This is a genomic window from Azospirillum sp. UENF 211521, assembly GCF_058780535.1.
The window spans coordinates 2592117-2604413 of the sequence record NZ_JBSNCF010000001.1; the positions used below are offsets into that span (position 1 = coordinate 2592117).

At 68.6% G+C, this 12297-nt stretch carries 10 protein-coding genes; 4 read left to right on the forward strand and 6 right to left on the reverse strand.

Translation table 11 applies throughout. The features are described from left to right. Positions 1 to 77 precede the first annotated feature (77 nt). From ACWPN5_RS12195 to ACWPN5_RS12210, 4 genes are all read left to right on the forward strand, one after another. The gene (locus ACWPN5_RS12195; protein ID WP_492295555.1) at positions 78 to 1535 is read left to right on the forward strand and encodes a cryptochrome/photolyase family protein; all 1458 of its coding nucleotides are present in this window, start codon (positions 78 to 80) and stop codon (positions 1533 to 1535) included. A gap of 136 nt (positions 1536 to 1671) precedes the next feature. Next, the gene (locus ACWPN5_RS12200) at positions 1672 to 3705 is read left to right on the forward strand and encodes a PhoX family protein (protein WP_492295557.1); all 2034 of its coding nucleotides are present in this window, start codon (positions 1672 to 1674) and stop codon (positions 3703 to 3705) included. A gap of 118 nt (positions 3706 to 3823) precedes the next feature. After that, positions 3824 to 4330 (forward strand): Fur family transcriptional regulator, encoded by a 507-nt coding sequence (locus ACWPN5_RS12205; protein WP_119509559.1) that lies wholly within the window; start codon positions 3824 to 3826, stop codon positions 4328 to 4330. Beyond that, positions 4300 to 5484 carry a CobW family GTP-binding protein gene (locus ACWPN5_RS12210; RefSeq protein ID WP_492295559.1) on the forward strand — a complete coding sequence of 395 codons (1185 nt, stop codon included), beginning with the start codon at positions 4300 to 4302 and terminating at the stop codon, positions 5482 to 5484. The genes ACWPN5_RS12205 and ACWPN5_RS12210 overlap by 31 nt, the downstream gene beginning before the upstream one ends. Before the next feature lie 180 nt (positions 5485 to 5664). Here the strand turns inward: ACWPN5_RS12210 and ACWPN5_RS12215 are convergent, their stop codons facing one another. From ACWPN5_RS12215 to ACWPN5_RS12240, 6 genes are all read right to left on the reverse strand, one after another. After that, positions 5665 to 7248 (reverse strand): hypothetical protein, encoded by a 1584-nt coding sequence (locus ACWPN5_RS12215; RefSeq protein ID WP_492295561.1) that lies wholly within the window; start codon positions 7246 to 7248, stop codon positions 5665 to 5667. A gap of 10 nt (positions 7249 to 7258) precedes the next feature. Further along, positions 7259 to 8287: a glycosyltransferase gene (locus ACWPN5_RS12220; RefSeq protein ID WP_145686906.1), complete on the reverse strand. Its 1029-nt coding sequence runs from the start codon at positions 8285 to 8287 to the stop codon at positions 7259 to 7261. A 163-nt stretch (positions 8288 to 8450) separates the two neighbouring features. Next, on the reverse strand, positions 8451 to 9722 hold the full coding sequence (locus ACWPN5_RS12225; RefSeq protein WP_492295564.1) for an SLC13 family permease: 1272 nt from the start codon (positions 9720 to 9722) through the stop codon (positions 8451 to 8453). An 80-nt stretch (positions 9723 to 9802) separates the two neighbouring features. Next, positions 9803 to 10627 carry an MBL fold metallo-hydrolase gene (locus ACWPN5_RS12230; RefSeq protein ID WP_145686910.1) on the reverse strand — a complete coding sequence of 275 codons (825 nt, stop codon included), beginning with the start codon at positions 10625 to 10627 and terminating at the stop codon, positions 9803 to 9805. A gap of 202 nt (positions 10628 to 10829) precedes the next feature. Next, positions 10830 to 11063 carry a hypothetical protein gene (locus ACWPN5_RS12235; protein WP_145676924.1) on the reverse strand — a complete coding sequence of 78 codons (234 nt, stop codon included), beginning with the start codon at positions 11061 to 11063 and terminating at the stop codon, positions 10830 to 10832. A gap of 99 nt (positions 11064 to 11162) precedes the next feature. Further along, positions 11163 to 12197, reverse strand: a complete 1035-nt coding sequence (locus ACWPN5_RS12240) for a methyl-accepting chemotaxis protein (RefSeq protein ID WP_492295566.1) — start codon at positions 12195 to 12197, stop codon at positions 11163 to 11165. Between the last annotated feature and the right edge of the window lie 100 nt (positions 12198 to 12297).

Genomic DNA, 12297 nt, shown 5'->3' on the forward strand with positions numbered 1-12297 from the left:
AAGAGCCACTGACCGTGGTCATTGGCTGCGGCGTTTTGGCATGCCCGTTCTTCTGTCCATGTCCTTAAAGTTGGCCGATGAAGACCGATCAATCCCCCATCCTCGTCTGGTTCCGCAACGATCTTCGCCTTGCCGACAACCCGGCGCTCAGCGCCGCGGCGGAGGATGGGGCGCCGGTCATCCCGGTCTACATCCGGGAGAAGGACGCCCACGATCCCTGGCTTCCCGGCGCCGCCTCCCGCTGGTGGCTGCACGGCAGCCTGGAGCGGCTGGGCAAGGCGCTGGCCACGCTCGGCTCGCCCCTGGTGCTGCGCAGCGGTGACCCCGCCGCGGTGCTGGCGGCGCTGGCCGAAGAAACCGGCGCCGACACGGTGCTGTGCAACCGCCGCGCCGGCCCCACCGCCATCGCCCGCGACCGCCGGGTGGGCGAGCGGCTGACCGCGCGCGGCGTGACGGTGCATCCCCACAACGCCGCCCTGCTCTATGAGCCGGGAACCATCCGCACCAAGTCGGACACGCCCTTCCGGGTCTTCACGCCCTTCTGGAAGGCGCTGCTGTCGATGCCGGAGCCGCCGCGCCCCACCCGCGCGCCGACCAAGCTGACCCCGCCGGCCAAGGCGGTGTCCAGCGAGTCGCTGAAGGACTGGGGGCTGCTGCCCAGCGCACCGGACTGGGCCGGCGGCCTGCGCGAGCGCTGGACACCCGGCGAGGCGGCGGCCCGCGAGCGGCTGGCCGATTTTCTCGACGGCCCGGTCGCCGCCTACCCGGCGGAGCGCGACCGCCCGGACCATGACGGGACCTCTGCGATGTCGCCGCACCTCGCCTTCGGCGAGATCGGGCCACGGCAGATCTGGCACGCCGCGCGCCACGCCGCCGACCAGCGGCATGAGCTGGCCGCGGGCGCCGAAGCCTTCCTGCGGGAACTCGGCTGGCGGGAGTTCAATCACCACCTGCTGCGCGAGGAGCCGGGCATTCCGGACACGCCGCTGGACACGCGCTTCGCCCGCTTCCCCTGGCGGACCGACAAGGCGGGCCTGCGCGCGTGGCAACGCGGGCGCACCGGCTACCCCATCGTGGACGCCGGAATGCGGCAGCTCTGGCAGACCGGCTGGATGCACAACCGCGTGCGGATGATCGTCGGTTCCTTCCTCATCAAGGACCTGCTGATCCCCTGGCAGGAGGGCGAGGCGTGGTTCTGGGACACGCTGGTCGATGCCGACATCGGCAACAACGCCGGCAACTGGCAGTGGGTGGCCGGCTGCGGCGCCGACGCGGCGCCGTTCTTCCGCGTCTTCAACCCGATCCTCCAAGGCGAGAAGTTCGACCCGGAGGGGGCCTATGTCCGGCGCTACGTGCCGGAACTGGAAAAGCTGTCCAACCGCTGGATTCACAAGCCCTGGGAAGCCCCGGACGAGGCGCTGCGGCAGGCGGGGGTGACGCTCGGCAAGGACTACCCGCGGCCGATCGTCGACCATGGCACCGCCCGCGACCGCGCGCTGGCCGCCTTCCAGGAGATCAAAAAATCCAGTGATTGATCGACACAGAGTCGTGAAACCCGACCGTGTGTTTTCATTCCGCCTTCATGGGAGTGCAAAGAAACCGTCACAGGCCCCCGGTAAGGTGCGCCCGCCCAACCCCAAATAAATTTGCGGAAAGAGACGAGGCACACCGATGGACACCCATGACCTGCCCCAGAAGGGCACCAAGTATCTGACCTTCGAGGGCCGCGAGGACATCGGCTCCAACCCGTCCGAAAACCCGACCATGGGCGACGTCATCAACGCGCGCCTCGGCCGCCGCGACATGATGCGCGGCATGCTGAGCGGGGCCGCGGTCAGCGCCCTGATCGGCCCGGCCGCCCTGCTCTCCCCGACCCGCGGGGCCGAGGCCGCCGTGACCGGCGCCCCGCGCCCGGCCAAGGCCAGCTTCTCCTTCCAGGAAGTGGCTCACGGCGTCGACGCCGACCATCACGTGGCATCCGGCTACAACGCCGACATCCTGATCCGCTGGGGCGACCCGGTGGTCCCCGGCGCGCCGGCCTTCGATCCGATGAACCAGTCGGCCGAGGCGCAGTCGAAGCAGTTCGGCTACAACAACGACTTCGTCGGCTACGCCCCGCTGCCGCTCGGCTCGCAGTCGCCGGACCGGGCCCTGCTCTGCGTGAACCACGAATACACCGACGAGGAGGTCATGTTCCCCGGCGTCGGCGTGGAACAGCAGAAGGACAAGTTCGCCCGCATGACCAAGGCGCTGGTGGACATCGAGATGGCCGCCCACGGTGGCACCGTCGTCGAAATCCGCAAGGTCAAGGGCAAGTGGGTGACGGTGGCGGACTCCCGCTACAACCGCCGCATCACCGGCGAGACGCCCTGCGCCATCACCGGCCCGGCCGCCGGCCATGCCCTGATGAAGACCAGCTACGACCCGACCGGCACGAAGGTCCGCGGCATGCTGAACAACTGTTCCGGCGGCATGACGCCCTGGGGCACCTGGCTGTCGGCGGAGGAAAACTTCAACGGCTACTTCTGGGGCAAGGTCGAGGACACCAACCCGAACGCCAAGGTGCTGAAGCGCTACGGCTTCCCCGGCGAATGGTACAACTGGGGCGTCCATCACGACCGCTTCGACATCGCTAAGGAGCCAAACGAGTCCAACCGCTTCGGCTGGATCGTCGAGATCGATCCCTACGACCCGACTTCGACCCCGAAGAAGCGCACGGCGCTCGGCCGCTTCAAGCATGAGGCCTGCCAGGTCGCGCTGGGCAAGGACGGCACCGTGGTCGCCTACACCGGCGACGACGAGCGCTTCGACTATGTCTACAAGTTCGTCGCGGCCAGGAAGTTCGACCCGAAGAACCGCGCCGCCAACATGGACATCCTGGAGACCGGAACGCTCTATGTGGCGAAGTTCAAGGCCGACGCCTCGGTCGAATGGCTGCCGCTGGTCCATGGCCAGGGCCCGCTGACCGCCGAGAAGGGCTTCCCCGACCAGGCCACCGTCCTGATCAACGCCCGCCTCGCCGCCGACGCGCTGGGCGCCACCAAGATGGACCGTCCGGAGGACATCGAGGTCAACGCGGTGACCGGCAAGGTCTACGTCATCCTCACCAACAACTCCCGCCGCAAGCCGGAGCAGGTGGACGCGACCAACCCGCGCGCCGAGAACAACTGGGGCCACATCGTCGAGATCCTGCCGGAGAACGGCAACCACGCCGCGACCAAGGCCGAATGGACGATCCTGGTCCGCGGCGGCAACCCGGCGGACGAGAAGGTCGGGGCGCAGTTCCACGCCGACACCTCGGCCAACGGCTGGTTCTCCTGCCCCGACAACGCGGCGGTGGACCACCGCGGCCGCCTGTGGATCACCACCGACCAGGGCGAGAACTGGAAGAAGGCGTCCGGCACCGCCGACGGCGTCTGGGCCGTGGAGACCGACGGCGACCTGCGCGGCCTGTCCAAGATGTTCTACCGCGTGCCGGTGGGCGCGGAGATGTGCGGCCCCTGCTTCACCACCGACGACAAGACCCTGTTCGTCGCCGTGCAGCACCCGGCCACCGATGGTGTGGACCAATGGGAAGGCTTCAAGGGCAAGCTCTCCTCCTTCGAGGACCCGGCGACCCGCTGGCCCGACTTCAAGCCCAACATGCCGCCGCGCCCGTCGGTGGTCGCCATCACCAAGAAGGATGGCGGCGTAATCGGTCTCTGACCGTACGCCTGACCGTCCCATAATCCAGCGACACGCCTTGAAAGGGCGGCCCCCGCGTCCGGGGCCGCCCTTCTTCTTTGTCTGGTGTCGGTGTCCGGCGATGTAATAAGATAACGCCATGACCACCGATCCCCACTCCACCGCCGGCCCGGCCTCCCGCCATGGGCACGACCACGCGCATTGCATCGCCGATGCGCTGACGCGCGCCGACGCCCTGTGCGCGGAGCGCGGCGCCCGGCTGACCGCGCTGCGCCGGCAGGTGCTGGAACTGGTCTGGAACAGCCACAAGCCGCGCGGCGCCTACGCCATCCTGGAAGACCTCAGCCAGCGCGAGGGCAAGGCCACCGCCCCGCTGACCGTCTACCGCGCGCTGGAGTTCCTGGTGGAGCACGGGCTGGTCCACCGCATCGAATCGCTGAACGCCTACATCGGCTGCGCGGCGCCGGGGGCCGTCCATTCCGGGCAGTTCCTGGTGTGCGAGACCTGCGGCAACGCCGTGGAGATCGACGACCCGCGCATCCGCGCCGCCATCGGCACCATCGCCGCCGAGCATGGTTTCCAGGTCAGCCGCCCCACCGTCGAGGTGCGCGGCACATGCACCGACTGCCAGGAGAAGACCCCGTGACCGCCGCACCCACCCCCGCCGCCCAACCGGCGCCCCGCCTGCCCGTCTCGGTGCTGACCGGCTTCCTCGGCAGCGGCAAGACCACGCTGCTGCAACGGCTCCTGCACCATCCCGGCATGGCCCGCACCGCCGTGGTCATCAACGAGTTCGGCGAGGTCGGGCTGGACCACCTCTTGGTCGCCAAGGCGTCGGAGAACATGGTGCTGATGGACAGCGGCTGCCTGTGCTGCACCATCCGCGGCGACCTCGTCGACACGCTGCGCGACCTGTTTCTGAAGCGCGTGCGCGGCGACATCCCGGAGTTCGACCGGGTGGTCGTGGAGACCACCGGCCTCGCCGACCCGGCCCCGATCATCCACACGCTGATGAGCGACCCGCTGCTGGCCGCCCGCTTCCGCCTGGACGGCGTCATCAGCACGGTGGACGCGGTGCACGGCGCCAACCAGCTCGACCGCCAGCCGGAGAGCGTGAAGCAGGCCGCCGTCGCCGACCGCATCGTTCTGACCAAGACCGACCTCGCCACGCCCCACACGACGCTCGCCCTGTGCCAGCGCCTGTCGGCGATCAACCCGGCGGCCCCGCAGATCCCCGCGGCCTTCGGCGAGGTCGATCCGGCTCTGCTGTTCGACGCCGGTCTCTACAACCCGGAAACCAAGAGCCCCGACGTGGCGCGCTGGCTCCGCGAGGAGGCGTACCGCGACGAGCAGGCCCATCACCATGATCACGGGCATGACCACCATCGTCATGATCACGGCCATGGGCATGACCATGAGCATGGCGACGCCTGCGGTCCCGACTGCGGGCACGATCACCATCACCACGACACCAACCGGCACGACGACCACATCCGCGCCTTCTGCATGGTGGTGGACGAGCCGATCCCGTGGAACAGCTTCGTCGACTTCATGGAGGCCCTGATCGCCACCGGCGGGGAAAACCTGCTGCGCATCAAGGGGCTGCTGAACGTGAAGGAAAGCCCGCTGCCGGTCGTCGTCCACGGCGTGCAGCACATGTTCCATCCGCCGGTCCAGCTCCAGGAATGGCCCGGCGAGGATCACCGCTCCAAGATCGTCTTCATCACCCGCGACATCGGCGAGGCGGTGATCCAGCCGATGTTCGACCAATTTGTTTGGGGAGCGGAGGGGACGGCCTGAGTGGCTTTGCCCCCTCCCTAACCCTCCCCCTCTTCGAGGTGGAGGGGACGGTCGTGGCTTCGCAGAAGGCACCCTCTCCCGCAAAGCTCTCGCGCAAACCAAAGGTTTGCGCTGACGCGGCAGGCGGACCTTTGGTCCGCCGAGAGCGGGGGAGGGTCGGGGTGGGGGCAACCGCCCGCCTCACTTCACCTTGTAGAGCTGGAAGTACCGCCCCTCCTGCACCAGCGTCAGATGCTCCGGCACCGGATTGGCGCGGCCCGGCTCGCTGAACAGCACATAGACGTAACCGAAGCGCCGGGGCCAGTCGGCCCAGTAATGGTTGTCGCGCAAGCCCGGCTGGCGCACCGCATCGGCGACGTAACCGATGCGCGGCATGTAGGTGAAATCACCATCCAGATCCGCGTAGTCCGGTTTCAGCAGCAGCACCTGCTTGCCCGGATGGGTGAAGGCGATCGGCACGAGGCTGGAGCGCTCCATCAGCGCGAGCACCGGCGCGTGGTGCAGGCCGAAGGACAGGGCGCGGTCGTCGGTGAACTGGGTGGCGCGGAAGATCGACTTGTGCAGCGTCTCGTCGGCGTAGGTGGCGAGCACCGTGCTTCCCGGCTCGATCCGCTGCAGGGACTGGCGCACCTCCTCCAGCAGCGGGTCCACCCTGGCGAGCCCCACCCCGGCGTCGGCACTGCGCAACAGCGACAGTGCAACGACCACGGAGAGGAAGGCCGCTCGCATGGCCGAGGTCGCCAGTTCCCACCGGATGAAGCCCAGCGCGACGAAGGCGATGCCGATGGGCAGGCGGCTGTCGGCGAACCAGGAGCCGAACAGGACCAGCGGCATCGCCGCGTAGACCAGCAGCCCCAGCGCGATGGTGATGGCGCCGACCGGATGGACGCGCAACGCCCCGCTCCACAGGCCCCAGGCGATCCCCAGCCCGACCGCGATGCCCGTCACATAGCCGACCGTGTCGGCGTAGCCACCGAACAGGAAGTCGAAGCCCATCAGCTTCGCCGTGCCGACCCACAGCACCGCGTCGGCGAAGCCCGACGACGGGCTCATCAGCAGAAGCGGCGGCACGATCAGGAAGGGCAGACCGAAGGCCAGCGCGTCCGGCAGCGCCCGCCGCGGCTCACGCCAGCCGCCGCTCCGCCACAGCCGCCAGCCCTCGAAGGACAACAGCGTCAGGCCGTAAAGCCCGAGCGCGAACAGGTGCGAGAGGAACAGCAGCAGCACGATGCCGAGCGAGGCCAGCCCGCGCTGCCAGGGGGCGCGCTCCCGCATCACGATCCAGCCGGCGATTCCCCACAGCGCCAACCCCAGCCCGAACAGGTAGTTGAACAGGCCCATGTAGGTGGACAGCGTGTAAAGGAACAGCCCGGCGGCCAGCGGCCCCAGTTCCACCCGGCCCCAGACGGCGCGGTACAGCGCAATGGAGCCGGTCACCAGCACCAGATAGCTGGCGGTGACGAACAGCCGGCTCGCCGTGTGCACGCCGATCAGCTTCGCCAGCGGCGGCACGACGATGTCCATCACCAGATTGGGGATGATCGCCCAGCGCACCATGTAGAATTGCGCCAGCGCCGGGTCCTGGTCGAGATGGGCCAGGGCGTACATGCGGGTGACGTGGTTGACGTAGTCGCCCAGCGCCGGAATCTCGAACATCCAGACGGGAACCGAGGCCGCCACCAGGATCAGCAGGGCGGCCGGCCAGACATACGCAGACTCGGCGCGCGACGCCGCCCGCCCGTCGACGGTGTAATCCCTGAACATGCGGCCCCCCTCAGACGCTTTTCGGGAAGGACTGGGGCGGAGCGCCAGAGGCGTCCACAGGGGCCGCGGCCGTGGGGGATGCCTGCAGGTCCTGCGGATAGCGGTTCTGGAGGCCGGCCCGGTAATGGGTCCAGAAGCCGCGCAGCCCCTTCACGTCGGCGCGCCGGTGCAGCAGGTAGTAGAGCGTGTATTTGACCATCATGCGGGCGATGGACTTGCGCTCGTAGGTGGCGTGGATGTAGCCCATGTTGCGGAAGAAATAGGGGGCGCGGTTCTCCGGCATCTCCTCGATGGTGCCGAGAAAGCCGCCGGCCAGCGGGCGCTGGGTGCGGCGGTTGCGCGGGTGGACGTGCAGGGCGCGCACCGCCGTCCCGTCGCGCAGCCCGGCCCGGCGGGCGCGCAGCGTGAACTCCCACTCGTCGCCCCAGATGAACATCTCGCGCTTGATGTTGCCGATCCGCTCGAACACGCGGCGGCGCAGCAGGGTCCCGTTGAACAGCGCGATGGTGCCGGGCACGATGCCGTCCTGCGCCGCGGCGGCGAAGGCGTCGGCCTTGGTGAAGCCCTGCATGGTGAAGGCCAGATCGCCCCGGTCCTCCGCCGCGACCACGGTCGGCCCGACGAGGTCGAGGTCGTGCCGCTCGCCCTGGCGCAGCAGCTCGGCCAGCGCGCCGGGCGCCGGGATGCCGTCGTCGTCGGTGCTCCAGATCCAGCGGGCGCCCAGTTCCAGCGCCGTGGCGAAGGCGGTGTGGTAGGCGCCGGCGGAGCCGATGTTGGCCTGCCGGACCACCAGAAGCTCCGGCATCACCGCCCTCTGTTCGGCCAGCCACTCGGCGGTGCCGTCACTGGAGCCGTTGTCCACCACGACGATGCGGTCGGGCCGCGGCTCCTGCCCGTGGATCGCCGCCAGACAGGTCTTCAGCAGGGCCAGACGGTTGTGGGTGACCACCACCGCGACGACCGGCGTCTCCCAGGGCGTTTCCCGAGGCCGTTCCTGGGCTCCGGTGTCCAGCGTCCGGGGCGTCTGGGCTTCTGACATGCGGTTTCCGTCCTTCGTCTGTGCTTCGGGCGTCTGAGCTTCGGGCATCGGTGCCTTGGGGCTGCCTTAAACAGGCCACCCCAAGTTTTTTGCTTTGCGAAGAGAGGGCAATGCCCCGGACGGAGAGGGGCGGCACCATTCGCATAGCCCATAAGGAGAAAAATCAGCTCAGACGCATCCAGCCGGTGCTCCACAACCACAAAACGGCGAATCCCATCGACAAAAGGGTCATCGGGATGCCGCAACGGGCGTGCTCCACAAAGCCGAGCCGGACGCCGGAGGCCGCCGCCCGCTCCACCACGATGATGTTGGCGAGGCTGCCGGGGATCAGCAGGTTGCCGGCCAGCGTGGACAGGATCGCCAACCCGTAGAGCGCCCCCTCCGGCGGCGATGGCCAAGCGGCGAGCAGCAGGATCACCGCCGGCACGTTGCCGATGCTGTTGCTGGCGGCCAGGGCGAGCGGGGTCATCACCGCCAGCCGGTCGGGCAGCCAGCCGGCGGCCTCCAGCCCCGACACGAACTCCGCCGGCAGGCCGGTCAGCTTCAGCGCGTGGTTGATGGCGAACAGGGCGGCGAAGAGGACCAGCAGATGCCAGTCCACCATGCCCAGCATGCCGCGCGATGCCAGCCGCCGACTGATCAACATCGCCCCGGCGACCAGCAGCACGCCGATCTCGTGGGGCAGGTCGGTGGTGAACAGGCCGAGAAGCACCAGGGTCGCCACCACCGCCTTGCCGAGCTGCGCCCGGTCGAGCGTCACCGGCTCCGCCCCGCCCTCCCCGGTCATCCGGTCATCGGGCTCGCCGAAGCGGCCCCGCCAGGCGAGCCACACCACGACATAGACCACCACGAGGCCGACCAGCGCCGGTACCCCGCAGACCGCCAGGAAGCGCCAGAAATCCAGATGGCCCATCTGGCCGATCAGGATGTTCTGCGGGTTGCCGATCACCGTCGCCGCCGAGCCGGCGTTCGCCGCTCCGGCCAGACCGATCAGGTAGGGCCGCGGGTCCAGCCGGCGCGCCAGCAGTCCGACGCAGAGCATCGGCGTCATGGCAAAGACCACCACGTCGTTGGCGAGGATCGCCGACAGGCCTCCGCCCACCGCCACCGTCACCGCCAGCAGCCGGGCCGGAGAACGCGCCGCCTGCGCGACCCGCAGGGCGCACCAGTCGTAGAAGCCGCTGGCCGCGTATTGGGCGGACAGCACCATCAGCCCGAACAGGATGAACAGGGTCGGGAAGTCGATGGCCTCGGTCACCTGCCCCGATTCCAGCGCCCCGATGGCGAGCAGAAGGATGGCCGCGACCAGGGCGATGCCGGTGCGGTCGATGCGCAGTCCGGGGAAGCGCCCCAGCGCCATGCCGACATAGGTGAGGACGAACAGCGCGACGACCGTCAGCGTCATGGGCGGGACGGCCAGGAAGGGAATGGGCATGGATGGGGGTTCGCTGCGGGGGGAGGAAGCCCCTCTATAACGGCCCGGCATAGGGTCCGGCCAGAGGCGCCAAGCCGAGGTCAGGCCAGCGTGACCGTCATCCCTTCCCGTGCGGCGAAGCAGTCCGGGAACACCGCCTGGGCCGCCGCCTCGATGGCGGTCATGGCGGCGTCGTCATGGTCGGGGTCGTGGTGGAACAGCACCAGCCTCTTCACGCCGGCCGCCTGGGCCAGCCGGACGCCCTCGGTCCAGGTGGAATGGCCCCAGCCGATGCGGTTCTGCCATTCTTCGTCGGTGTAGGTGCTGTCGTAGAGCACGAGGTCGGCGCCGTCGATCAGGTCCAGGATGTTGCGGTCGGGGTGGCCCGGAACATGCTCGGTGTCGGTCACATAGGCGAAGGCTTTGCCCATATGCTCGATGCGGTAGCCGGTGGCGCCGTCCGGATGGTTCAGGCGCGCCGTGCGGACCTGCACCCCCTCACCCAGCGCGAACCGGTCGCCGGCCGTGATCTCGTCGAACACGATGTTGCTTCCCATGGTGCGCATGGGCACCGGAAACAGGGGGCGCTCCATCTGCCGGGCCATGGCCGCCTCGATGCCGGGGGTGCCGTTCAGGTGGCCGGAGACGATGCGCAGGTGGAAGCCCTTGGTGTAGGCCGGGGCGAAGAAGGGAAAGCCGCAGATGTGGTCCAGATGGGTGTGGCTCATCAGCAGGGTCGCCGTGGCGGCGCCCTCCTTCAGCAGGCGTTTTCCGAGCATGCGGATGCCAGTGCCGGCGTCGATGACGATGCGCTGGTCGCCCGCCTGGACCTCAACGCAACTCGTGTTGCCGCCGAAGCCCATATGGGACGGCAGGGGGCAGGAAACCGTGCCCCGAACCCCCCAGAAGGTCACCGAAAAGCCCATACCGACCTCAAGACGCCAATCTCCGGGCCACCGCGCCGCCGTGGAATCCCCTGGGGAATCCCCTGGGGAAACCCCTGGGGAAACCGCAGGCGGGGACCGTTAAAACGGCATTTTAGCATGGTTTTCGGTTTACGCGGTGATGACCGTCACAGCCCCGCCGGTTCCAAAGAGGGAGGCCGTCCCCTTCCGGATTGGCAGGGGCTCAACTGGTCCACAGGATGCTTTCGATGAAACGTTCGCAGGACCGCCGGTGGACGCAGCCGGTGCAGCCGGCATCGGTGCAGGGAAGTCCGGCCTTCAGGACGGTCAGCCCATCCACCAGCCGATCCTTCGTGGCCTGATCGATGACGTCCGCCACACACACGTCGCGGATCGCCTCCGCCACGAGGTCGTCTTCCTGTTCCGGTACGATCACGATCTGCCTGAGAGCCTGCATGCGAAACACCTTTCCGTGGCTCAACTGCACCACGGCGGTGTTTCGCTAACATTTCAAGCGCGACCCGCAAAAGATTCGAATTGCTGCAATCCGAAACGCCTATTCGCAATGACTGGCGGAGTTCTGGACGATCACTCCGAACCAGCCGAGTCCCTTGTAGGTTTCATAGCCCGGCGTCACGGCGAAACCAACCACACGCCCCTGGTCGTCGGAATAGCTGCCTTGCCCTTGGCCGCCGGTACGCAGGGGAAAACTCTCCGTCAGGACGCCCCGGCGGTCGGACGCGGCGATCACGCGGTGACGGCTGTCCACCAGAAGGCAGCGGGTCCGGGCGCGCTCCTCGTCGGTCAGGCGGACGGAGTCGACCACGCCCTGGGACTGGGGCTGCCAGTCGAAGAAGACGCCCAGCACGCCGATGATCGGGCCGTTCTCCTCCCCGCCGGCCCGGATGGCCGTGGCGTAGGTGGCGACGGTGGCGCGGTCCAGCAGGTCGTTGGCGCCGATGTCGGCCACCGCGAAATCGGTGCCGCTGCGGGTCGACATGGCCTCGCGGAACCAGGACTCGGACGCGACCGACGCGCCCACCGGGCGGCGATAGCGGTCGGGCCGTCCGTTCGCCAGGACGACGCCCCGGGCGTCGACGACCCAGAGGTCGAGATAGACCGTGTAGGCGCCGAGGATGACGGCCAGCCGCTGCGCGGCTTCGCGGCGGTTGGACTCCGAGGGATCGGCAGCGCAATCCACCACGGCGCGGTCCGTGGCCCACCAGCGAACGTCGCAGGACCGCTCGTACAAATTGCGGTCGATGATGTCGATCATGTTGAGCGCCAGATCGGCGAGCCGGCCGCCCCGCAACTGCGAGACCAAACGGTTGCCGAGCGTGTTCAGCTCGTCCGTCTGCACGGCCAGCTGGGTGCGCAGCTCGTCACCGATGCCGGTGATCCGCTCCGAAATGGCCTTCACCTCCTGGGCCACCACGGCGAAGCCGCGCCCGGCCTCCCCCGCGCGCATCGCCTCGATCAGGGCGTTGAGCGCCAGGATCTTGGTCGTGTTCGTGACGGCTTGGATCTCATCCATCTTGCGCGTGGCGAGATCGGACACGGCGCGCGACAAAGCCACGATTCGCTCGGGCATAAACATCACCTCCCAGGATCATCAGCGATGACGCCCGTGGATGACCGAACGACCGATTCTTTCCGGCTCAGCCGACCATCCGCAACCCACCCCGGCGGCA

Coding starts and splice junctions, on each gene's coding strand:
- ACWPN5_RS12210 (WP_492295559.1), top strand. CDS start 4,300: ATGCACCGACTGCCAGGAGAAGACCCCGTGACCGCCGCACCCACCCCC.
- ACWPN5_RS12225 (WP_492295564.1), bottom strand. CDS start 9,722: ATGCCCATTCCCTTCCTGGCCGTCCCGCCCATGACGCTGACGGTCGTC.
- ACWPN5_RS12230 (WP_145686910.1), bottom strand. CDS start 10,627: ATGGGCTTTTCGGTGACCTTCTGGGGGGTTCGGGGCACGGTTTCCTGC.
- ACWPN5_RS12195 (WP_492295555.1), top strand. CDS start 78: ATGAAGACCGATCAATCCCCCATCCTCGTCTGGTTCCGCAACGATCTT.
- ACWPN5_RS12200 (WP_492295557.1), top strand. CDS start 1,672: ATGGACACCCATGACCTGCCCCAGAAGGGCACCAAGTATCTGACCTTC.
- ACWPN5_RS12240 (WP_492295566.1), bottom strand. CDS start 12,197: ATGCCCGAGCGAATCGTGGCTTTGTCGCGCGCCGTGTCCGATCTCGCC.
- ACWPN5_RS12205 (WP_119509559.1), top strand. CDS start 3,824: ATGACCACCGATCCCCACTCCACCGCCGGCCCGGCCTCCCGCCATGGG.
- ACWPN5_RS12235 (WP_145676924.1), bottom strand. CDS start 11,063: ATGCAGGCTCTCAGGCAGATCGTGATCGTACCGGAACAGGAAGACGAC.
- ACWPN5_RS12220 (WP_145686906.1), bottom strand. CDS start 8,287: ATGTCAGAAGCCCAGACGCCCCGGACGCTGGACACCGGAGCCCAGGAA.
- ACWPN5_RS12215 (WP_492295561.1), bottom strand. CDS start 7,248: ATGTTCAGGGATTACACCGTCGACGGGCGGGCGGCGTCGCGCGCCGAG.